The following is a 20,694-nucleotide window of genomic DNA, read 5'->3' as shown; positions in this document are numbered from 1 at the left end:
GCGATCAATCCTTGAGATTGGCGGGATCGAGCGGCGTCTTCAGCCAGGCCTTCGAGCTTTCGTCCAGTCTGCCTTCGGCCAGCATCTTGGCAACCGCATCGTTGACCGCTTGCTTGAGGCGGTCTTCCTTCTTGTTGAGGCCGATATGCGAGGGCGAGGTGAGAAGCTGGAATTTCTGCTCCGGCTTCAGCGCCTCTTGGCGGGCGAGCACCTGGGCGCCGACATCGTTGCCGACCACCATCAGCTGGGTCTGACCCGAAATGAAGGCCTGGATGACGGAATTGTAGTTGTCGAAACGGCGGATGTCGGCCGAGGCCGGTGCCGCCTCGGTCAGCGACGTGTCCTCCAGCGTGCCGCGATTGACGGCGATCGACTTGTCGGCAAGGTCTTCCTTGCCTTTGACCGCAAGTGCTGCCGGGCCGATGACGGCGATGTAATAGGGTGCGTAGGCGGCGGCAAAATCGATCACCTGCTCACGCTCCTTGGAGTAGCCGACGCTCATCAGCAGGTCGACACGCTTGTCGGTCAGGTACGGAATGCGGTTCTGGCCGGTCACGCTGACCAGATTGAGCTTGACCTTGAGCTGGTCGGCGATGGATTGCGCCACGTCGATGTCGTAGCCCTTGATGCTCATATCGGCGCTGGCCGAGGAGAAAGGCGGGAAGTCGGAAAAGATGCCGACATTGATCGCGCCGGCCTTGACGATGTCGTCGATCGCGTCGGCATTGGCGGCCTGGGTGGTGAAACCAAGACCGGTCGCGCCGAGCATCAGCACGGCGGCGATGGAGGATTTGAGCTTCATGTGAAGTGTCATTGTCATTCCCCTGCTGGAAGCTTGTTTGTTTGAGTGCAACCGCCGGCTCCAGCGCGGCGGTCGCCTTTGGATTCTCTAGTGGACCATGATCTTCTCCGAAAACCGGTTCCCACTTTCGGGATCATGGTCGAGCGTGTCAGCCCGCCTTGCCGGTGATTGCCGGGCTGAAGACCATCAGGCTGAGGATCTCGAACAGCACCTGCGCGCCGGCGTGCGCCGTGTTGGTGGTCGCGTCGTACTGCGGTGCCACCTCGACGACGTCGCCGCCGACGATGTTGAGTCCCTTCAGGCCGCGCAGCAGCTCGAGCACTTCGCGCGTCGTCAGCCCGCCGACTTCCGGTGTGCCGGTGCCCGGCGCGAAGGCCGGATCGACGCTGTCGATGTCGAACGAGACATAGGTCGGGCCGTCGCCGACTATCCTGCGCGCCTTCTCGATAATTGCGGGAATGCCGAGGCCGGTCACCTCTTCGGCATGCACGACGGTCATGCCGGACTCATAGGTGAACTCCCACAGATACTCGGCCGAGCCGCGAATGCCGATCTGGATGGTGCGGCTCGGGTCGAGCACGCCGTCCAGCACCGCGTTGCGGAACGGCCCGCCATGGTGGAACTTGGTCATGTCGAACAGGCCGCTGGTATCGCAGTGCGCGTCGATATGGATCATGCCCACCGGCGCCCTCTTGCCGACAGCCTTCAGGATCGGGTGGCTAATCGAATGGTCGCCGCCGACAGACAAGGGCAGGACGCCGGCGTCGACGATCTGGTTGGTGCGGCGTTCGATGTCGTCATGGCTGGTCTCCAGCCGGTAGCGGCTCTGGAACGGCACGTCGCCGATGTCGGCGACCTTCAGCTCATGCGTCGGTGCGCATTCCAGCACATGATTGTAGGGGCCGATGCGCTCGATGGCGCGCAGCGCCCTTGGCCCGAAACGGGCGCCCGGCCGGTTGGTGACGCCCAGATCCATCGGCACACCGATCATCGCCACCTGCAGATCGCCGAAATCCGGATTGTCGGCGGCGATTTCACGATAGGGCGCCGCGAGGAAGGTCGGGATGCCGGAATAGGGCGCCAGTCGCGTGCCGGTCTTGGAGAAGATCTTGTCGGCGACACGCTGGAATTTCGGGTCGAACATTTCGCCGCCATGGCTCTCGCCGTATTTGCGGCGCAACGCTTCGAGCTTGCCGCGGTCGTAACCCATGTCGGTCCTCCATGGCTGGTGCGGCGCGGACAGCGGCCCCGATAGCCGCAGCCGTCGGCTGCCTGCAGATTTCACGTCTTGATGCAATGCCTGGGCAAAGTGTCCCGTAGCTGCATTGAAAAATCAATTGATATTGTTAGTGTGTTATCTGTGAGAAAATCTCACAGAGCCTAGGGTCCAAATGGCCAAGCGTTTGCCACCGCTCAACCCGCTGCGCGCCTTCGAGGCGACGGCGCGCCACGCCTCGCTGAGCAAGGCGGCGGCTGAGCTCAACGTCACCCACGGCGCCATCAGCCATCAGATCAAGGCGCTCGAGCAATCGTTGGGTGTCAAGCTGTTCGAGCGTGCCGGTCAGCGGGTGAAGCTGACGCCGCACGGCGCCGAGTTGCTGCCGGCGGTGTCGACCGCCTTCGACGGCATTGCCGCCGCCACGCAGCGCATGACGAGGCCGGCCAGCACCGGCGTTCTCTCTGTATCCTGCGTGCCGGCGCTACTGTTGCTGTGGATGATCCCGCGGCTGGGCAGCTTCACCTCGCAATATCCGGATATCAGGCTGACGCTGATCCCATCCAATGATGCCAAGGACGTCCGCGCACCGCATATCGATGTCTGCGTACACTATGGTGACGGCAGCTGGACCGACTGCTGGATGCGCAAATGGTCGGGCCTCGAACTGTTCCCGGTGGTCAGCCCGACGCTGATCAACAACCGCCCGATCCGCACCGTCCGCGACCTCGCCGATCACGTCTTCCTGCATGGCGACGACGGCCGCGAATGGCATACCTGGCTGGCCGCCGCTGACGCGCTGGACCTGGAGCGCGGCCGCCGCCACCATCTTGGCGACGCGCGCATGGCGACCGAGGCCGCTGTCCACGGCCATGGCGTGGCGCTCGGCGACACGGTGACGGCAAGCGGACTGCTCGCCAGGGGCCTGCTTGTCGCCCCGTTCAGTCTTTCCGTGCCGGCCGTCGACGATTTCTACGTCGTCTGCCGCAACGAGATGCGGTCGGCACCGATCGTGCAATTGTTCATCGACTGGCTGTTTGCCGAGAAAGAGCAGGCCGACCGCCGCGCCGACGCGCCGGTGGCAGGCCGCATCGGCATTCGCCGCAAGCGTCCAGCGCTCAAGGTGGTCGGCGCCAAGACCGCATCCTGAGGCCGAAACTGCCGTAGGCGCCGCTTGCCGCAGGGGCTTCTTTTTGTCGGGCCAGCCCGCAAAGCGGGAGGCGCGTTCAAAAATTCGATGCTAAGAGGCATTTGGAGCAATTCCAGGAAAAGTGCGCAGCGGTTTTCCGTCCGGAATTGCGCTAGACAAAAGCTAGACCGAGCAGCGAAGGCGCATTGAGCGATGGCAAAGACCGATATAGCGCGGCGCGTCTACAATCACACCTGGAAGCTCGACCCGATCGTCCGCAGCTTGCTCGACACCGATTTCTACAAGCTTCTGATGCTGCAGATGATCTGGGGCATGTATCCCAAGGTCGACGCCACCTTCTCGCTGATCAACCGCACCACCTCGGTCCGCCTTGCCGAGGAGATCGATGAGACGGAGCTGCGCGAGCAGCTCGACCATGCCCGCACCTTGCGCTTCTCTAAGAAAGAGATGATCTGGCTCGGCGGCAACACCTTCTATGGCCGCAAGCAGATATTCGAACCGGAATTCCTCGCCTGGCTGGAAAATTTCCGGCTGCCCGAATACGAGCTTTCCAAGCGCGACGGTCAATACGAACTCGCCTTCAGCGGTCCGTGGATGTACACGACGCTGTGGGAGATCCCGGCGCTGGCAATTATCAATGAACTTCGATCTCGCGCGGCCATGCGGGCGTTCGGGCCGTTCGCGCTCGACGTGCTCTATGCCCGCGCCAAGGCCAAGATGTGGGCCAAGACCGAGCGGCTGAAGGCGCTGCCCGGCATCCGCATCTCGGATTTCGGCACCCGCCGCCGTCATTCTTTCCTGTGGCAGCGCTGGTGCGTCGAAGCGTTGAAGGAGGGCATCGGCGAGGCCTTCACTGGCACCTCCAACGTGCTGCTCGCCATGGACAACGATCTCGAGGCGCTCGGCACCAATGCGCATGAACTGCCGATGGTGTTCGCCGCGCTCACCAATTCGGAAAAGGAATTGAAACAGTCGCCCTACAACGTGCTGCAGGACTGGCAGCGCTACTACGGCGGCAACCTGCTGATCGTACTGCCGGACACCTTCGGCACCGCGGCGTTCCTGCGCGATGCACCGGACTGGGTCGCCGACTGGACCGGCTTCCGCCCCGACAGCGCGCCGCCGATCGAAGGCGGCGAGAAAATCATTTCCTGGTGGCGCGAAAAGGGCAAGGACCCCAAGCAGAAGCTGCTCATCTTCTCGGATGGGCTGGAGGTCGAGACCATCGAGGAAACCTACCGCCACTTCCGCGGCAAGGTGCGCATGTCCTTCGGCTGGGGCACCAACCTGACCAACGATTTCGAGGGCTGCGCGCCGACCGAGACCAACCGGCTAGACGCCATCTCGCTGGTCTGCAAGGTCACCGAAGCCAACGGCAGGCCGGCGGTCAAGCTTTCCGACAATCCGGCCAAGTCGACAGGCGACGAGAAAGAGATCGAGCGCTATTTGCGCATCTTCGGCCAGAAGGACCGCGTGGAGCAGTTGGTGAAGGTGTGAGGTAGGGGAACTCTTGCGTAGTATGAGTTCCTTCGCGCCCCCCTCTGTCCTGCCGGACATCTCCCCCACGAGGGGGGAGATTGCGCCCTCATTGCTGCTTTCGCCAATCGCTAAAGTTGCAGAAGGAGAGCCGACGGCGGAACCGCCGATCTCCCCCCTTGAGGGGAAGATGTCCGGCAGGACAGAGGGGGGCGCCGTAGAGCGCTGCATTTCTGCAATCAGGCCCTTTCCCGGCCTCGTCGCTTCCTTGGCATTCCCATCCACGCCCGCCTTCGCCCACGCCTCCGACCGCGGCCACGTCCTGCTCCTCCCCACCGGCTACTACGTCGTCGGTGGCGCGCTCTCGGTTGCCGCCATTTTCCTTGTCCTGGCGCTACTGCCGCCGGACTCCCTCGACCGCTTCTGGCGCAAACGCCTGCCGCTTTTTACCTTCGGCGACGGCGCGCGGACTGCCGTCAGCCTGGTATCCTTTGCCGGCTTTGCAATTCTGATTGCCGCCGGCCTGTTCGGCAGCCGCGATCCGCTTTCCAATCCGATGCCGCTGACCGTATGGACGCTTCTCTGGGTTGGCCTGGCTCTGTTGCAGGGGCTCGGCGGCGATCTCTGGTCGTGGCTCAACCCCTGGTACGGGCCATGCCGCGTCGCCTCGCGCCTGTCCGGCAGAACGCAGCCGTATCTGCTCCCCCAACGGCTCGGCTATTGGCCGGCTTTCCTGCTGTTCTTCGCCTTCGCCTGGTTCGAGCTGATCGACCCTGCGCCCGACGATCCGGCGCGGCTGGCCTGGGCCGCCGGCCTCTACTGGCTGCTGAGCTTCGCCGCCATGCAGGTCTTCGGCTACCGCGACTGGACCCTGCGCGGTGAGTTCCTGACCGTGTTCTTTTCCATGGTGGCGCGCTTCGCCATCGTCGAACGTAGCGCAGACGGCCGGCTAAAACTCTGCTGGCCGGGCGCCAAGCTGCTCGGTGCCGCGCCGCTACCGCGCAGCGGCGTCGCTTTCCTGCTGCTTGCGCTGTCGTCGGTGTCCTTCGACGGCCTGTCGAAAACCTTCTTCTGGCTAGGCTGGTTCGGCATCAATCCGCTGGAGTTTCCGGGACGCACCGCTTTGATCGGCATCGGCAGCTTCGGCCTTGTGCTGAGCTTTGCCGTGCTTGCGGCCGTGTTCGCGCTCGCCGTCTTTCTTGGCCAGAACCTTGCCGGCAGCAAGCATTCGCTCGGTCACGCCGCCGGGCTTTTGGTCTGGTCGATCGTACCGATCGCGCTCGCCTACCACTTCGCGCATTATCTGACGGCGCTGCTGGTCGACGGCCAATATGCGATTGCCGGTCTCTCCGACCCGTTTGCGCTGGGCTGGAACCTGTTCGGTACCGCCGACATGTCAATTGAAGCCGGCGTCGTCGCCGGTGCCGGTTCGGCGTGGTGGCTGTGGAACCTCCAGGCCGGCGTCATCATAGCCGGCCACATGCTTGCTGTGCTTGTCGCCCATGGCTTGGCCTGGCGGCTGCACGCCATTCCGGCTCGCGCCGCGCTCAGCCAGTTCCCGCTCACCGTGCTGATGATCGCCTACACCGTCCTCGGCCTATGGCTGCTTGCGACGCCGAGCGCCGGATGAACGAGGTGTGCGATGCCCGCCAATCGAACCTTGGGGAAAGCTCGCTTGCCACGTCAGAGCTTTGGTGATTTAGTTTGTACACATGCAATTTTCGCCCCTCTTAACAAGAGTGGCCTGCCTGCTACAGCCATTGGTCAAAGCTCAAAAACAAGGGGAACTGCCGTGACTGACAAGAATGGGTTTTTCGATCTCTCCAGATCCGCTCTCACCCGCCGCACGGCGCTGAAGGGCCTTGCCGCCGGCGCCGGTCTTGCCGTCGCGCCGGGTTTCGTGCGTTACAGCCAGGCGCAGAGCTCGGCGCCGATCAAGATCGGCTTCCAGTCGCACCGCACCGGCATCGGCGCCGCCTATGGCCGCTGGTACGAGAAGACCACAGCGGCTGCCGTCAAGGCGATCAACGAAGCCGGCGGCATCAACGGCCGGCCGGTCGACGTGATCATCGAGGATGACGGCACCGATCCCGGCCGGGGCGCCGAAGTCGTCGGCAAGTTCGCCTCCCAGCACAAGACCGACATCGTCTACGGCACGCTGTTTTCGCATGTCGTCATCGGCTCGGCGCCGGCCGCCGGCGAGGCCAAGATGCCCTATTTCGTTGTCAGCGAAGGCCACCACGTCGCCTCGACCAAATTGAACCGCTACGTCTTCCAGCCCGGCATCACCGATGTGAAGAGCCAGATCCAGTCGATGGCACCGTGGATTGCCGCCAATGCCGGCAAGAAGGTGACGCAGATCTTCCCCGATTTCGCTTTCGGCTATGACCATCGCGACTACCTGCCGCCGGCGCTGAAGGCGCAAGGCGCCGAGGTCATTGCGCAGATCGCGATTCCGCCGACGGAATCCTCCTTCACCAAATATTTCCCGCAGATCCCCGCGGAGACCGAGGTGATCTACCACGTCATGGTCGGCCCGGCGGTGCTCACCTTCGTCAAGGAGCTCGGCGAGTTCTACGGCTCCAATCGGCCGCAATTGTTCGGCTTCATCGATTCGCTCGAAGCCACCGACATCAACAGCCCCGGCCTCGAATTCCTCGACGGTAGCCATTTCTGGGAAGGCTCGCCGCGCTACGCGCAGCCCGACGATTCCCCTGCACAGAAGGCCTACCGCGCCGCCGTCGGCATCGACGACAATGGTGCCGCCGTCGGCGATCCCAAGGACGTCTCCACCGCCGCGCACATGTTCGGCTGCTGGGAAACGCTCTACGTCGTCAAGAAGGCGATGGAGGATGCCGGCTACAAGGGCCCGGAAGACCGCGCCAAGCTGGTCGAGGCGACCGAGGCGTTGACCGAGTTCGCCGAGGGGCCCGAGCATCCGCAGGGACCGAAAACCTTCAACGGCAAGATCCACCAGTGCTTTGGTATCCAGAACATCTCCAAGGTCGAAGGCGGCCGGCTGAATGTCGTCCACAAGACCAAGATCGAGGACGGCCTCTACGAGCCTGAGGGGGATTACACGACGCAGACGCTGTGAGCTTGGTTTCATTAAGCACAGTGCGCTTCGGCCCACCCCCCTCTGTCCTGCCGGACATCTCCCCCTCAAGGGGGGAGATTGGCTGTCACCAGCGCTTTCGCCAATCGCAAAGGCCGGTAGGTGGCCGCCTTCGCGGGAACTGCCAATCTCCCCCCTTGAGGGGGAGATGTCCGGCAGGACAGAGGGGGGTGCGCCTCGCACCTGCGATGGGTGTGTAACCGATGCACTTCGGACCTCACCTGCTCCTCGCCGCTCTCGAAGGCCTCGTCACCTCCGCCGTGCTGGCGCTGACGGCGCTTGGCCTGTCGCTGGTGTTCGGCGTCATGCGCGTCGTCAATGTCGCGCATGGCGAGTTCTTCATGCTGGGCGCGGTGCTTGCCTGGGCGATCTCAACGGCGATATCCGGCCATCCGGCGCTCGGCTTCCTGGCCGCCCTGGTGCTGGCGCCGCTGATCGTCGGCCTGATCGCGCTGCTCGCCGAACGGCTGGTGCTGCGCCGGCTCAACTACAATCCGGAAGCCACCATCGTCGCCACCATCGGCATGCTCTACATCATCCAGCAACTGGCGCTGACCTTCTACGGCCCGGAGGCGCGGCCGGTGGAGCCGCCGTTCAGCTACCGCATCCTCCTGCCGTGGTTCGGCTATTCCGGCTACAAGCTGTCGATCATCGCCGCGTCGGCGCTGCTGCTGGTCGCGACCTGGCTGGTGCTGACGCGCACGAAAATCGGCCTCGTCATGCGCGCCACGCAATATGACAGCGAGACGGCGCAGGCCTTCGGCATCCCGGTGACCAGAGTCTATGCCGGTGTTTTCGCGCTCGGCGCCATGCTGGCTGCTGTCGCCGCGGTGCTGATCGTGCCGATCAGCCAGGCGCACTATCTGATGGGGCAGGATCCGCTGCTGCTCTCGTTCATCGTCGTCATAATCGGCGGCCTTGGCTCGCTGCGCGGCACGGTCGTCGCCGCGGTGCTGATCGGCCTTTCCGACGGCATCATCTCGGTGTTCTTCTCACCGACGCTGGCCAAGATCATCGCCACCTTGCTCGTCGCCATGGTGCTGGTGTTCCGGCCGCAGGGCCTGTTCGGGACGACATCGCGATGAAGGATGCTTCGCCGGCAAAGCCATATGCGCTGCACCTCGGCGCCATCGCCCTGCTTTTCGGGCTTAGCTTCGTCCTGCCGGAATACCATCACGGCCTGCTCGCCCGCATCATGGTGCTGGCGGTCTTCGCCATGGGCTACAATCTGCTGTTCGGCTATGTCGGGCTGCTTAGCCTCGGCCATGCCATGTTCTTTTCAGCCGGGCTCTATGGCGCCGGCCTTGCCGTCATCCATCTCGGCTGGAGCGTGCCGGCCGCCTTCGCAGCCGGGCTTGCCTGCGGCGCGCTTCTCGCGCTGGGGATCGGGCTGCTGGCGCTGCGCACCTTCGGCGTCGCCTTCATGATCGTCACTATGATGTTCGCGCAGGTATTCTATCTCGTCATCCTCTATTTCGCTGCCTGGACCGGTGGCGACCAGGGCATGGTCGTGCCGCAGCCGATGCGTGTCCTTGTCCTGGGCAGCACGTCACTCGACCTCACCAACCCGACCGTGCGCTATATGAGCGCGCTGGCACTGTTCTCGATCGTGCTGCTCATAAGCCTGGCGATAGTCCGCTCCGGCTACGGTCGCGTGCTGGTCGCCATCCGCGAGAACGAGGAGCGGACCAAGATGCTCGGCTACGATACGTTCTCCAGCAAGCTCGCCGCCGTCGTCATCTCAGGCAGCATCTGCGCGGCTTCCGGCGCGGCCTATGCGCTGCTGTTCGGCTATGTCGGCTCGAGCTTCGCTTCGGTGCAATATTCCATCCTGCCGCTGCTCTGGGTGCTGCTGGGCGGTGCCGCCACCACGCTCGGTCCGCTGATCGGCACGCTGTTCATGTATTATGTCATCGACGTCGCCAGCGGCTACACCTCGGCCTATCTGCTGATCGTCGGCATGGCGCTCATCCTGCTGGTGCTGTTCTTCCCGAGAGGCATTCTCGGCAGCATCCGCCAGCGCTGGCTCGGGTGGTTGCCATGATGCCGCTGCTCACCACCAAAGGCCTGTCGCGCAGTTTCGGCGGCTTGTGTGCCGTCGACGGCGTCGACTTCGCGCTGATACCGGGCGAGATTCGCGCCATCATCGGCCCCAACGGCGCCGGCAAGACCACCTTCGTCAGCCTGGTCAGCGGCCGTATCCAGCCCTCGTCGGGCATGATCGTCTTCGACGGCGCGGACATCACCAATCTGCCGGCCTACGCCAGGGTTCGCCTTGGCATCGCCTACACTTTCCAGATCACCAGCGTCTTTGCCAATCTCAGCGCCTACGACAATGTCGCCCTGCCGGTGCAGCGCACGCTGATCGATGGCCGTTCGAAGGGCGCGGTTCACACCGGCGTCATGGCGGCTCTCGAGCGCACCGGCCTTGCCGATCGCGCTCAAATGCCGGCCGGGCAATTGTCCTACGGTCACCAGCGCCTGCTGGAAGTGGCGATGGGGCTGGCGCTGAAGCCACGCCTGCTGATCCTCGACGAACCGACGCAAGGGCTGGCCGACAGCGAGATCGACAATTTCATCGAGCTGGTGCGCGAGATCGCCGATAGCGCCACCGTGCTTTTGATCGAGCACAACATGCCGGTGGTCATGCAACTCGCCGACCGCATCACCGTCTTCAACGCCGGCAGGATTCTGGCCGAAGGTACGCCCGAGCAGATCCGCGCCAATGCCGCGGTGCAGGACGCTTATCTGGGGACCACCCATGACTGAGGTCCAGTCCAAGGCACTGACCGTTTCCGGGCTCGATTGCTTCTATGGCGAGGTCCAGGTGCTCTATGGGCTGGATCTGGTTCTGAACGAGGGCGAGGTGCTTTGCCTGTTCGGCCGCAACGGCGCCGGCAAGACGACGACGCTGAAGGCGATCATGGGCCTGGTGCCGGCAGCCGCCGGCTCGATCAGGCTCGAAGGGCGGGAATTGACCGGCTTGCCGGCGCACGAGGTGCCCAAGGCCGGCGTCGCCTACGTGCCGCAGGGCCGGCGGCTGTTCGCCGAGATGACGGTGGCGGAAAACATCGAGATCGGCCTGATGGCCCGCAACAAGGGCAAGGCGACGCGCGAAAACGTGCTCGATCTTTTCCCGCTGCTGCGCCAGCGCCTCAGGCAGCGTTCCGGCACGCTGTCCGGCGGCGAGCAGCAGATGCTGGCCATGGCCCGCGCCCTGTGTCTGGAACCGCAGGTGCTCCTGCTCGACGAGCCGACCGAAGGGCTGATGCCGTCGATGATCGCCAAGATCCGCGAAACCGTGTCGAAGCTGCGTGCGCTTGGCGTGTCGACAATTCTTGTCGAGCAGCGCGTCGATGCTGTGCTGTCGGTCGCAGACCGCGTTTGCTTCATCGAAAACGGCCGCAACCGCGAGACGGTCGATGTCGAGGAATTGCGTGCCGATCCCTCGGCGGTCCGTCGCTATGTCGGCGTCGGATGATCAGGCAAAGAACAGCAAGCCGGCAAGCAGGAACGTCGGGATCAGCACGGCGCCCGACCACGCCATATAGCCAAAGAAGCTCGGCATCTTGATGCCGCGATGCCTGGCAATGGCATAGACCATGAAATTCGGCGCATTGCCGACATAGGTGTTGGCGCCCATGAACACCGCGCCGGCCGAGATCGCCGCCAGCGTCGAGGCGAGCTCGGTCATCAGATGCTGCGCATCGCCGCCAGCCAGCTCGAAGAACACCAGATAGGTCGGCGCATTGTCGAGGAAGGACGACAGCGCTCCGGTCAGCCAGAAATAGGCAAGGTTGTCCGGCGCGCCGGTCGGCGAACTGACCAGCAGCACCAACGGCGCCAGCGCGCCGTCGAGCCCGGCCCGCAATATGGCGACGACCGGCACGATGCAGATGAAGATGCTGGCGAACAGCTTCGCCACCTCGGCAATCGGCCCCCAGTTGAAGGCGTTTGCGCCGCGAAACTCCTTCGGCGAGACGACAAGCGAAGTGAAGGCCAGTATCAGGATGGCGGCGTCGCGCACCAGATTCTGCAGCTCGAGGCTGACGCCCTGAAAAGAGAAACTCACTCCCGGCTTCCAGGCAGCGGAAATCAGGATCGCGGCGATTACGCCGGCCAGCAGCGGGATGTTGGCCAGGCCGCGAATGCGCACCTTGCTGTCGGGCGTCGGATCCTTGATCTTCGGCGCGCCTTCCTCCCGGCGATGCATGATGATGTCGATCGCCAGGAAAACAGCCAGCACCACGCCGGCGACGAACAGCGTCTCGGGCAGCAGGTGAACTGTCGTCCAGAAGAAATCGACGCCGCGCAGAAAGCCGACGAACAGCGGCGGATCGCCCAGCGGCGTTAGCGACCCGCCGATATTGGACACCAGGAAGATGAAAAAGATGACGACATGGGCATTGAAGCGCCGGTTGTCGTTGGCGCGGATGAGCGGCCGGATCAGGATCATCGAGGCGCCGGTTGTGCCAATGATCGAGGCAAGCAGCGCCCCTCCCAGCAACAGCCCGGCATTGACCAGCGGCGTGCCGTGTATGTTGCCGGCAACGAAGATACCGCCCGAAATGGTGAACAGCGCAAACAGCAGGATGATGAACGACATGTATTCGGTGAGCAGCGCATGCAGCACCGCCTGCGTGGCGGACGGGATGCCGAAGGCGATGGCCAGCGGCCCGATCACCAACGCTGCCCAGAAGGCAGCGATCTTGCCGTAATGGTGCTCCCAAGCATGATGGAACAGCAGCGGGCCGGTCGCGATGCAAAGCAATAGCCCGGCAAACGGCAGCACCCACCAAAGCGACATGGCGGCGCCCGGCAATTCGTGCGCTTCGGCCGCGAGAACCGCATTCGGAGAAAAGATTGCTGCAATAAGTGCAGCACTTGCCGTCAACGCCGCAAACCGCATGAAGCCCCTCAAAAGTCTGTCAGGTTCGGCTGGATGACGTTCAAATCAGTGTCACGCCGGCATCGCGCATCTGGCGCAGCATCCTCTCCACGGAGCCGTTGAGATCGATGCCGCGGCAGGCGTCGAGCCGCACGGATGTCTCAAAACCGAGCTTGACCGCGTCGAGCGCCGAAAAGGCGACGCAGAAATCCGTCGCCAGGCCGACCAGGGTCAGCGTCTCGATGTTCCGATCCCGGAGATAGCCGGCAAGGCCGGTCGGCGTCGTCCGGTCGTTCTCGAAGAATGCGGAATAGCTGTCGATCGCAGGACGGAACCCCTTGCGGATCACCAGCTCGGCCTTGCTCCAGGCGAGGCCCGAATGGAAATCCGATCCCAGGCTGCCCTGGATGCAGTGATCCGGCCACAGCGTCTGGTGGCCATAAGGCACGTCGATCGTTTCGAACGGGTGCTTGCCGGGGTGGCTGGAGGCAAAGCTCGAATGGCCGGCAGGGTGCCAGTCCTGCGTCAGCAGGACGTGCTCGGTCCGCCGGATCAGGTCATTGACCAACGGCACGATTTCGTCGCCACCGGCCACTTCAAGGGCGCCACCCGGGCAGAAATCGTTCTGCAGGTCGATAACGACAAGCGCTTCGTCGGCCATGGAGCCTCCTTATTTTCTTGGTCTTGAGCTTAGGCTCCAATGAAAACGCGACCGGACGCAGAAACTTGACCAGATGGCCGGCTGCGTCAACCTCTCATGGCATAACAAATGCGTTCCGGGTGCACCGGTGCCAACAGCCGTGCAAACTCTGGCTTTGACAATTCCTGCCGGCTTGATATCATTTGCATACGAATGAATTTCCTGCCTTGAATGCTCGGGAAAATCTTTCGGCAGGATCCCCTCTCGGGAAGCCCATTCTGGGAAGGCAAAGCGTGATCCGTTACGCAAAACCCACCACGGTCGACGACGCCCTCGCTTTGCTGGGCGAAGGGCAATGGCGCATCCTCGCCGGCGGCACCGACTTCTATCCGGCACAGGGCAGCAAGCCTTTCCGCGACAATGTCCTCGATATCAATGGCCTGGTGGCATTGCGCGGCATTGCCGAAGCCGAAAACCATTGGCTCGTCGGCGCGCGCACCACCTGGACCGATCTCGTCCGCCATCCTCTGCCGGCGGCTTTCGACGCGCTGAAGCAGGCGGCGCGGGAAGTCGGCTCGGTGCAGATCCAGAACGTTGCCTCGATTGCCGGCAATCTCTGCAACGCCTCGCCGGCCGCCGACGGCGTGCCGGCGCTGCTGGTGCTCGATGCCGAAGTCGAACTGCGTTCCGCTGTGGCGACCCGGCATCTGCCCCTTGCAGAATTCATCCTCGGCAACCGTCGCACCGCACTGCAGCCCGGCGAAATGGTCACGGCAATCCGCATTCCCAAACCCGCGACCGCCGGCAGCTCCGCCTTCGTGAAACTCGGCGCGCGGCGTTATCTCGTCATCTCCATCGCCATGGCCGCCGCACGCCTGGCCGTCGAAGATGGTATGGTCAGGAACGCGGCCGTCGCCGTCGGTTCCTGCTCGGTTGTCGCCAGGCGCCTGGCGGGTGTCGAGGCGGCGCTACGCGGCCGGCCCGTCGGCCACGCGCTGGCCACTGCGATCCAATCCGCACCGATGGACGAGCTGTCGCCGATCGGCGACGTGCGCGGCAGCGCCGAATATCGGCTGGACGCTGCGCGCGAGATCGTCGCCCGCGCCGTGCTTGGTGCGATGGGCGCTGTTCCCGACGAAAGGGCGGCCGCCTGATGGGCATGGAGCGCGCCGACATCGCCTTCGAAGTCAACGGCGCCGCCGTCAGCGTTTGCGTGCCGCCGGTGCGGCGGCTGTCCGCGGTGCTGCGCGACGAACTGCGGCTGACCGGCACCAAGATCGGCTGCGATGCCGGCGATTGCGGCGCCTGCACGGTGCTGGTCGACGGCGAGCCGGTCTGCGCCTGCCTGATGCCCGCGGCTTCCGCCTCCGGCACCGTGGTGACGACCGTCGAAGGCCTCGCCAATGGCCGGTTGTCGGCGCTGCAGGCTTCGTTCCTCAGCCATGGCGCAGCGCAATGCGGCGCCTGCACGCCCGGCCTGCTGGTCGCCGCAACGGCACTCCTGGACAGGACGCCTTGCCCGAGCGAGGCCGAAACGCAGGATGCGCTGGGCGGCGTGCTCTGCCGCTGTACCGGCTACCGCAAGATCGTCGCCGCGGTGATGGATGCTTGGCGCCACGCCGACGGCCTCGATCAGCGCATGCCATCCTCTGGCCATGCCGTCGGCTCCTCCCCGATCCGCCTCGATGGCCTTCCGAAAGTCACTGGCGGCGAAAAATTCGGCGGTGATTCATTCCCGGCCGACGCATTGTCGGTGCTGGTGGTCCGCTCGCCGCATTATCATGCGGCCTTCAGCTTCGGCGATCTCGATGGCTGGGTGAAATCCCGTCCCGGCATTGCCGGCGTCTTCACCGCCGCCGACATTCCGGGAAAGAATTGTTTCGGCGTCATCGCACCCTTCGCCGACCAGCCGGCGCTCGCCGAAGGGTTTTCGCGCTTTCGCGGCGAGGCGGTGGCGCTGGTTGCCGGCGAACGCGAGGCTATCCTCGATCTCGACCTTGCCGATTTTCCTGTCAGTTGGACCGAATTGCCGCATTTTCTGGAGCCTTGCGAAGCGCAGGCCGGCGGTGCGCAACTGGTCCATGAAAACCGGCCCTCGAACCTGCTCACCTCCGGCTTCGTCGAGCGTGGCGACCCCGAAGCCGCGCTCGCCGGTGCGGCTTTCGTCGTTTCCGGCGCCATCGACACCTCCTATGTCGAGCACGCCTATATTGAACCGGAAGCCGGCTATGCCTTCATGGACGGCGACACGCTGGTCGTCGTCGCCTGCACGCAGGCGCCCTATATGGACCGTGACGACACGGCAAAAGTGCTCGGCCTTGCCCCGGAACAGGTGCGCATCGTGCCGACCGCCACCGGCGGCGGCTTCGGCTCCAAGCTCGACGTCTCGCTGCAACCGCTCATCGGCCTCGTCGCCATGAAAACCGGCCGGCCGGCGGCGCTCGCCTACAGCCGCACCGAATCGATGATCTCGACCACCAAGCGCCATCCGGCTCTGATGAGAGCGAGCATCGGCGCCGATGCCGACGGCCGTGTCACCGGCATGATCTTCGCCGGCGATTTCAACACCGGCGCCTATGCCAGCTGGGGGCCGACGGTCGCCAACCGCGTGCCGGTGCACGCCTCCGGCCCCTATGCCACGCCGAACTATCGCGCCGAAGGCCGCGCCATCCACACCAACGGCCCGATTGCCGGCGCCTTTCGCGGTTTCGGCGTACCGCAGGCGACGATCATGCAGGAGACCCTCTATGACGAGCTAGCCGACAAGCTCGGCATGGATCGGCTCGACTTTCGCCTGAAGAACTGCCTTCGGAACGGATCCGAAACAGTCACCGGCCAGCGGCTCGAGTCGGGCGTCGGCATCGCCGACTGCCTGGAGGCCCTGCGCTCACATTGGCGGCGTGCCCTAACTGACGCCGATGCGTTCAACGCCCGTAGCAGCAGCGAAAAAAAACGCGGCGTCGGCGTCGCCTCTTGCTGGTACGGCTGCGGCAACACCTCGCTGCCCAATCCGTCGACCATCAAGGTCGGCATCTCGGCATCGGGCGAAGTCGTCCTGCATCAGGGGGCGGTCGATATCGGGCAAGGTTCGAACACTGTCATCGCGCAGATATGCGCCGACGCGTTGGGTCTTCCGCTTGAAAAGCTGCGGCTGAAAGGCGCCGACACGGCGATCACCCCCGACGCCGGCAAGACATCGGCCTCGCGCCAGACCTTCGTCACCGGCAAGGCCGCCGAAAAGGCCGGCCGCGCCTTGCGCGATGAGATCTTGCGTTTCGCCAATGTCTCGGAAAAGGCGGCGATTGCGCTGGACGGCACAAGCCTGAGCATCAGGGAAGGCGAAGCGACGCGCCGCATCGATCTTTCCTCGCTGAAGGTAGACGCCGAAGGCTTTGTCTTCCGCGCCGAGGAAAGCTACGACCCGCCGACGCTGCCGCTCGATGCCAAGGGCCAGGGCAAGCCTTATGCCGTCTATGGCTATGGCGCCCAGATCGCCGAACTGGAGGTCGACCTCAGGCTCGGCACCGTGAAGCTTATAAAAATCACCGCCGCTCACGATGTCGGCAAGGCCATCAACCCTTTACTGGCAGAGGGCCAGATCGAGGGTGGCATCGCCCAGGGCATCGGCATGGCGCTGATGGAGGAATTCATCCCCGGCCGCACCGAAAACCTGCACGATTATCTGATCCCAACGATCGGCGACGTGCCACAGATCGAGACCATCCTGATAGAAGTTCCGGATCCGGAAGGACCCTTCGGCGCCAAGGGTTTGGGCGAGCATGTGCTGATCCCGACGGCGCCGGCGATCCTCAACGCCATCCGCCACGCCACCGGTGTGCTGGTCACCAAAATTCCGGCGACGCCGACCCGCATCCGCGCCGCCATCCTCGACAAGGAGGCGCGCCGATGAGCGAGCTTGCCGAACGCTTCGAGACACACGATCCCGGCGAGAAGCTGGTGGCCGAGAAGATCCGCTGCGATGCCTGTCCGGTCATGTGCTACATCGCCGAAGGCCGCACCGGCGCCTGCGACCGCTACGGCAATGTTGGCGGCAGGATCGTGCGGATGGATCCACTGACCATCCTCGACCACGCGGCCGAGACCGGCGCCGCAATCGTACCCTTTGCCGAAGAAGGCGAGGCATGGGACGGCGAACTGGTCAACACCGGCCGCCGCTTCGTCACCGCCATCGGCGCCGGCACCACCTATCCCGATTACAAGCCGGCGCCCTTCATCGTCAGCCAGGAGGTCGAGGGCGTCGATCTGGTCACCGTCGTCACCGAGGGCATCTTCTCCTATTGCGGCGTCAAGGTGAAGATCGACACCGACCGTCATATCGGCCCCGAAACGGCGACGGTCCGTGCCCAAGGCGAAGCGATCGGCCATGTCACGACCGGCGAATACGGCTCGCAGATGCTGTCGCTGGGCGGCGTACATCATTTGACCGGCGGCTCGAAGGCTGAAGGGCGCGCCACCTGCGACGCCATGCTCGCCCTGTGCAACCGCAAACCGGTTGAACTCGTCATCGACGGCGGCGCCACCGTCATCGTCGAAGCCGGCAAGCCGCCGGTCATCGACGGCAAGCTCGAGCAGCGCATGCGCGTCGGCTGCGGTTCGGCTACCATAGGCATGTTCGCGACCCAATGGCGCGGCCTTGTCGACGAGGTGGTGGTGGTCGATGACCACATCACCGGCGTCGTCTCCGAGCATCAGGCCGGCAAGGTGCTTGGCTGGCAGGATACCGGCATCAAGATCATCGGCCGCCGTTCGACGCCGGGCCGTTATTTCAAGGTGTCGGAGCCCGGCCTCGGCTGGGGCGGCACCAGCATTTCCGACCCGCTGTCGATCCTTGGTGAATGGAACGCCAAAAAGGGTGCGCGCCCCGGCATGTCGCTGCTGATGGTCTCGACCACCGGCGAGCAATTCGCCTATTACGAGCTCGACGACGAACTGAAGCCGGTCCAGAAACCGTTCCCGGAGCGGCTGCGGAAGTCGGTCGAACTGATCGAGGACAATTGCGAGCCGGCGCTCTGCACCGTGCTTTTCGTCGGCGGCGCCGGCGGCTCGCTGCGCGCCGGCGTCACCGAGAACCCGGTCAATCTGACCCGCTCGGTGCAGGGCTTGACGACCTATGTGACGGTCGGCGGCGCGCCGGTCTATGTCTGGCCGGGCGGCGGCATCACGCTGATGGTCGACGTCACCCGCGTGCCGGAAGGCGCCTTCGGCTATGTGCCGACCCCGGCGCTGGTGGCGCCGATCGAGTTCACCATGCGCCGCGACGATTATGTCAGGCTTGGCGGCTACGAAGGCGAAATCCGCAGCGTCGACGATATCCTGGCCAAGGGCGGCGAATATCTCAATCCGCGCCGCGGCACGGCCGCACCCCGTGACAATCCCTGGCCGCCGCTGGCGCAGTTGCGTCGCGCGGCCGCAAACGGGGCCGGGCGATGAACGGCCCGCAGGCGCATTGGCTCGAGGACGGCCGGAGGCTTCATCTCAATCATGGGCCGATCGACCTGATCGTCGAGGCATTCGGCGAGGCGAGTGAATGCAGCGCCGCATATCGCCAGGCAGTGGCGCGCTTCCAGACAATCCTGCCCGAACTGGTCGAAGAGTTGCCCGAACTGCGGCGCCCGGCCGCCTCGCGGCCACGTGCTTTCGCTGGCCCGACGGCGCGCCGCATGGAAGCGGCGGTCGTTCCGCTAGCGAAACAATTCATCACACCGATGGCGGCCGTCGCCGGCTCGGTAGCCGACGAAGTGCTTGGCGCGCTGCTTGCCGGCCGCCCGCTCGAGCGCGCCTATGTCAACAATGGCGGCGACAGCGCGATCTATCTCGGCCACGGGCAGTCGATGACGCTTGCCATTGCCGGGACAGGTCATGGGTTGGCAGATCGTCTCACGATCCGCCCCGAAGACGGGATCCGCGGTGTCGCGACAAGCGGCTGGCGCGGCCGCTCCTTTTCGCTGGGCATCGCCGACGCGGTCACGGTGCTGGCGCGAACGGGTGCTGAGGCCGATGCCGCCGCGACCTTGATCGCCAACGCCGTCGACCTGCCCGGTCATCCGGCCGTTAGGCGCGTACGGGCGCGCGATCTCGCACCTGACAGCGACCTCGGCGACCGTTTGGTGACGCATGGCGTGGGGCTGCTTTCCGCCGCTGAAATCGCTATTGCGCTGGAAGGCGGATTTGCCGTTGCCGAGGAGTTTCGGCGGCGCGGCCTGATTGCCGCCGCGGCGCTTTTCCTCGGCGGTCAGGCGCGCATCGCAGGTCCGATGGCTCTCGCCAATAAAGTTTTAGAGAGGGAAATTGCTCATGCCTGAGTTTCCGATCCGCAAGATCGCCGTGCTGACCGAAGAGATTTTTCACGAAGGCGGGCCGGTGGCGAAGGTGCCGCGGCGCCGCGCGGCGGCCATGGCTGTGGTCAAGAACCCGTTCGCCGGCCGTTACGTCGAGGAACTGCAGAGCGCCATGGAGGATTTGAAGCCGCTCGGGCTGCTGCTCTCCGACAGGCTTATTGCCGCGTTGGGCGGCGACGTCAAACAGATCGACGGTTACGGCAAGGGCGCCATCGTCGGCATGGCGGGCGAGCTGGAGCATGGCGCGCTGTGGCATGTGCCGGGCGGCTATGCCATGCGCGAACGGCTCGGCGACGCCAAGGCGATCGTGCCCTCGGCGAAGAAGGTCGGCGGCTTCGGCGCGCGGCTCGATGTGCCGCTCGGCCACATCAACGCCGCCTATGTGCGCAGCCATTTCGATGCCATGGAAATCGGCATCAGCGATGGCCCCCGTCCCGACGAGATCCTGTTTTGCCTCGCCATGACCTGCGGCCCGCGCGTGCACGACCGCATGGGTGGGCTGGCGGCCAAGGACATTAAGGCATGGGATGGGCTGCGGTGAGCGCCGAGGACAATCTGCTCAAGCTGGTCGAGGCCGAGGAGCCTGACGAAAACGACTACCGCTTGCAGGAGCAGGTCGGCTTCATCCTGCGCAAGGCGCATCAGCGCCATGTCTCGATCTTCGCCGCACACATCGCCGATCTGACGCCGCCGCAATTTGCCGCTTTGGCCAAATTGCGCGACGTCGGCGAGACCTCGCAGAACCAGCTTGGCAGCCTGATCGCCATGGATGCGGCGACCGTGAAGGGCGTCATCGACCGGCTGAAAGCGCGTGGCTTTGTCGAACTTAGCAAACACGAAGTCGACAAACGGCGCCTGCTGGTCAATCTGACCGCCGAGGGGCGCGACGCGATCGAGCGGCTGATTCCGCTTGCCCGTGAGATTACGCAGGAAACGCTGGCGCCGCTTTCCGCCAAGGAAGCGGCCATTTTCATGAAGCTGCTGGCCAAGCTGGCTTAATCTGCTGCCTGCCGGCGTTTGGTTGTTGTTCCTGCCGGGCGCTGAACGC

General features: G+C 64.4%; 18 protein-coding genes. 14 read left to right on the top strand and 4 right to left on the bottom strand.

The window, feature by feature from the left end; translation table 11 throughout:
* Positions 1-4: 4 nt before the first annotated feature.
* Together NKI58_RS04865 and speB are read right to left on the bottom strand one after the other, a co-directional pair.
* Positions 5-814: a transporter substrate-binding domain-containing protein gene (locus NKI58_RS04865; RefSeq protein ID WP_352783720.1), complete on the bottom strand. Its 810-nt coding sequence runs from the start codon at positions 812-814 to the stop codon at positions 5-7.
* A gap of 136 nt (positions 815-950) precedes the next feature.
* A complete protein-coding gene (speB, locus tag NKI58_RS04860; RefSeq protein WP_352455929.1) occupies positions 951-2,012 on the bottom strand; it encodes an agmatinase in 1,062 nt (353 codons plus the stop codon).
* Between the two features lie 181 nt (positions 2,013-2,193).
* Here speB and gcvA point away from each other — a divergent pair, with 181 nt between their 5' ends.
* From gcvA to NKI58_RS04820, 8 genes are all read left to right on the top strand, one after another.
* Complete coding sequence (gene gcvA / locus NKI58_RS04855) at positions 2,194-3,168, top strand: transcriptional regulator GcvA (RefSeq protein ID WP_023676980.1); 975 nt, start codon at positions 2,194-2,196, stop codon at positions 3,166-3,168.
* 192 nt (positions 3,169-3,360) lie between these two features.
* The gene (gene pncB / locus NKI58_RS04850) at positions 3,361-4,665 is read left to right on the top strand and encodes a nicotinate phosphoribosyltransferase (RefSeq protein WP_254815847.1); all 1,305 of its coding nucleotides are present in this window, start codon (positions 3,361-3,363) and stop codon (positions 4,663-4,665) included.
* Positions 4,666-4,834: 169 nt separating this feature from the next.
* Entirely contained in the window at positions 4,835-6,274 is a 1,440-nt protein-coding gene (locus tag NKI58_RS04845) for a hypothetical protein (protein ID WP_352853062.1), read from the top strand.
* Positions 6,275-6,436: 162 nt separating this feature from the next.
* Positions 6,437-7,741: an ABC transporter substrate-binding protein gene (locus tag NKI58_RS04840; protein WP_352455933.1), complete on the top strand. Its 1,305-nt coding sequence runs from the start codon at positions 6,437-6,439 to the stop codon at positions 7,739-7,741.
* Between the two features lie 221 nt (positions 7,742-7,962).
* Entirely contained in the window at positions 7,963-8,844 is an 882-nt protein-coding gene (locus NKI58_RS04835) for a branched-chain amino acid ABC transporter permease (RefSeq protein WP_352455934.1), read from the top strand.
* Positions 8,841-9,803, top strand: coding sequence for a branched-chain amino acid ABC transporter permease (locus tag NKI58_RS04830; protein WP_352782977.1), 963 nt, complete (start codon positions 8,841-8,843; stop codon positions 9,801-9,803). Before NKI58_RS04835 ends, NKI58_RS04830 begins: the two co-directional genes overlap by 4 nt.
* A complete protein-coding gene (locus NKI58_RS04825) occupies positions 9,800-10,528 on the top strand; it encodes an ABC transporter ATP-binding protein (protein WP_352783726.1) in 729 nt (242 codons plus the stop codon). Before NKI58_RS04830 ends, NKI58_RS04825 begins: the two co-directional genes overlap by 4 nt.
* Positions 10,521-11,240: an ABC transporter ATP-binding protein gene (locus tag NKI58_RS04820; RefSeq protein WP_352782972.1), complete on the top strand. Its 720-nt coding sequence runs from the start codon at positions 10,521-10,523 to the stop codon at positions 11,238-11,240. The genes NKI58_RS04825 and NKI58_RS04820 overlap by 8 nt, the downstream gene beginning before the upstream one ends.
* Here the strand turns inward: NKI58_RS04820 and NKI58_RS04815 are convergent, their stop codons facing one another.
* Positions 11,241-12,668 carry a sodium:proton antiporter gene (locus tag NKI58_RS04815; RefSeq protein WP_352539931.1) on the bottom strand — a complete coding sequence of 476 codons (1,428 nt, stop codon included), beginning with the start codon at positions 12,666-12,668 and terminating at the stop codon, positions 11,241-11,243.
* A gap of 40 nt (positions 12,669-12,708) precedes the next feature.
* Positions 12,709-13,308: a bifunctional nicotinamidase/pyrazinamidase gene (pncA, locus tag NKI58_RS04810; protein ID WP_352782970.1), complete on the bottom strand. Its 600-nt coding sequence runs from the start codon at positions 13,306-13,308 to the stop codon at positions 12,709-12,711.
* Positions 13,309-13,580: 272 nt separating this feature from the next.
* Here pncA and NKI58_RS04805 point away from each other — a divergent pair, with 272 nt between their 5' ends.
* The 6 genes from NKI58_RS04805 to NKI58_RS04780 are packed head-to-tail and all read left to right on the top strand — an operon-like array spanning position 13,581 to position 20,645.
* On the top strand, positions 13,581-14,441 hold the full coding sequence (locus tag NKI58_RS04805; RefSeq protein ID WP_352539932.1) for an FAD binding domain-containing protein: 861 nt from the start codon (positions 13,581-13,583) through the stop codon (positions 14,439-14,441).
* Positions 14,441-17,197 (top strand): molybdopterin-dependent oxidoreductase, encoded by a 2,757-nt coding sequence (locus NKI58_RS04800; RefSeq protein ID WP_352782968.1) that lies wholly within the window; start codon positions 14,441-14,443, stop codon positions 17,195-17,197. The genes NKI58_RS04805 and NKI58_RS04800 overlap by 1 nt, the downstream gene beginning before the upstream one ends.
* Entirely contained in the window at positions 17,194-18,738 is a 1,545-nt protein-coding gene (locus tag NKI58_RS04795) for a 6-hydroxynicotinate reductase (RefSeq protein WP_352782965.1), read from the top strand. The genes NKI58_RS04800 and NKI58_RS04795 overlap by 4 nt, the downstream gene beginning before the upstream one ends.
* Positions 18,735-19,610 carry a UPF0280 family protein gene (locus NKI58_RS04790; protein WP_352782963.1) on the top strand — a complete coding sequence of 292 codons (876 nt, stop codon included), beginning with the start codon at positions 18,735-18,737 and terminating at the stop codon, positions 19,608-19,610. Before NKI58_RS04795 ends, NKI58_RS04790 begins: the two co-directional genes overlap by 4 nt.
* Entirely contained in the window at positions 19,603-20,187 is a 585-nt protein-coding gene (locus tag NKI58_RS04785; RefSeq protein WP_023676966.1) for an amino acid synthesis family protein, read from the top strand. Before NKI58_RS04790 ends, NKI58_RS04785 begins: the two co-directional genes overlap by 8 nt.
* Positions 20,184-20,645 carry a MarR family winged helix-turn-helix transcriptional regulator gene (locus tag NKI58_RS04780; protein WP_023718174.1) on the top strand — a complete coding sequence of 154 codons (462 nt, stop codon included), beginning with the start codon at positions 20,184-20,186 and terminating at the stop codon, positions 20,643-20,645. The genes NKI58_RS04785 and NKI58_RS04780 overlap by 4 nt, the downstream gene beginning before the upstream one ends.
* Positions 20,646-20,694: the final 49 nt, after the last annotated feature.

It is taken from the genome of Mesorhizobium sp. M0522 (genome assembly GCF_040321085.1).
In the GTDB taxonomy this organism is placed as follows: domain Bacteria; phylum Pseudomonadota; class Alphaproteobacteria; order Rhizobiales; family Rhizobiaceae; genus Mesorhizobium.
This window is presented reverse-complemented; position numbering and strand designations above follow the sequence as displayed.

Coding starts and splice junctions, on each gene's coding strand:
- NKI58_RS04865 (WP_352783720.1), bottom strand. CDS start 814: ATGACACTTCACATGAAGCTCAAATCCTCCATCGCCGCCGTGCTGATG.
- speB (WP_352455929.1), bottom strand. CDS start 2,012: ATGGGTTACGACCGCGGCAAGCTCGAAGCGTTGCGCCGCAAATACGGC.
- gcvA (WP_023676980.1), top strand. CDS start 2,194: ATGGCCAAGCGTTTGCCACCGCTCAACCCGCTGCGCGCCTTCGAGGCG.
- pncB (WP_254815847.1), top strand. CDS start 3,361: ATGGCAAAGACCGATATAGCGCGGCGCGTCTACAATCACACCTGGAAG.
- NKI58_RS04845 (WP_352853062.1), top strand. CDS start 4,835: ATGTCCGGCAGGACAGAGGGGGGCGCCGTAGAGCGCTGCATTTCTGCA.
- NKI58_RS04835 (WP_352455934.1), top strand. CDS start 7,963: ATGCACTTCGGACCTCACCTGCTCCTCGCCGCTCTCGAAGGCCTCGTC.
- NKI58_RS04830 (WP_352782977.1), top strand. CDS start 8,841: ATGAAGGATGCTTCGCCGGCAAAGCCATATGCGCTGCACCTCGGCGCC.
- NKI58_RS04825 (WP_352783726.1), top strand. CDS start 9,800: ATGATGCCGCTGCTCACCACCAAAGGCCTGTCGCGCAGTTTCGGCGGC.
- NKI58_RS04820 (WP_352782972.1), top strand. CDS start 10,521: ATGACTGAGGTCCAGTCCAAGGCACTGACCGTTTCCGGGCTCGATTGC.
- NKI58_RS04815 (WP_352539931.1), bottom strand. CDS start 12,668: ATGCGGTTTGCGGCGTTGACGGCAAGTGCTGCACTTATTGCAGCAATC.
- pncA (WP_352782970.1), bottom strand. CDS start 13,308: ATGGCCGACGAAGCGCTTGTCGTTATCGACCTGCAGAACGATTTCTGC.
- NKI58_RS04800 (WP_352782968.1), top strand. CDS start 14,441: ATGGGCATGGAGCGCGCCGACATCGCCTTCGAAGTCAACGGCGCCGCC.
- NKI58_RS04795 (WP_352782965.1), top strand. CDS start 17,194: ATGAGCGAGCTTGCCGAACGCTTCGAGACACACGATCCCGGCGAGAAG.
- NKI58_RS04790 (WP_352782963.1), top strand. CDS start 18,735: ATGAACGGCCCGCAGGCGCATTGGCTCGAGGACGGCCGGAGGCTTCAT.
- NKI58_RS04785 (WP_023676966.1), top strand. CDS start 19,603: ATGCCTGAGTTTCCGATCCGCAAGATCGCCGTGCTGACCGAAGAGATT.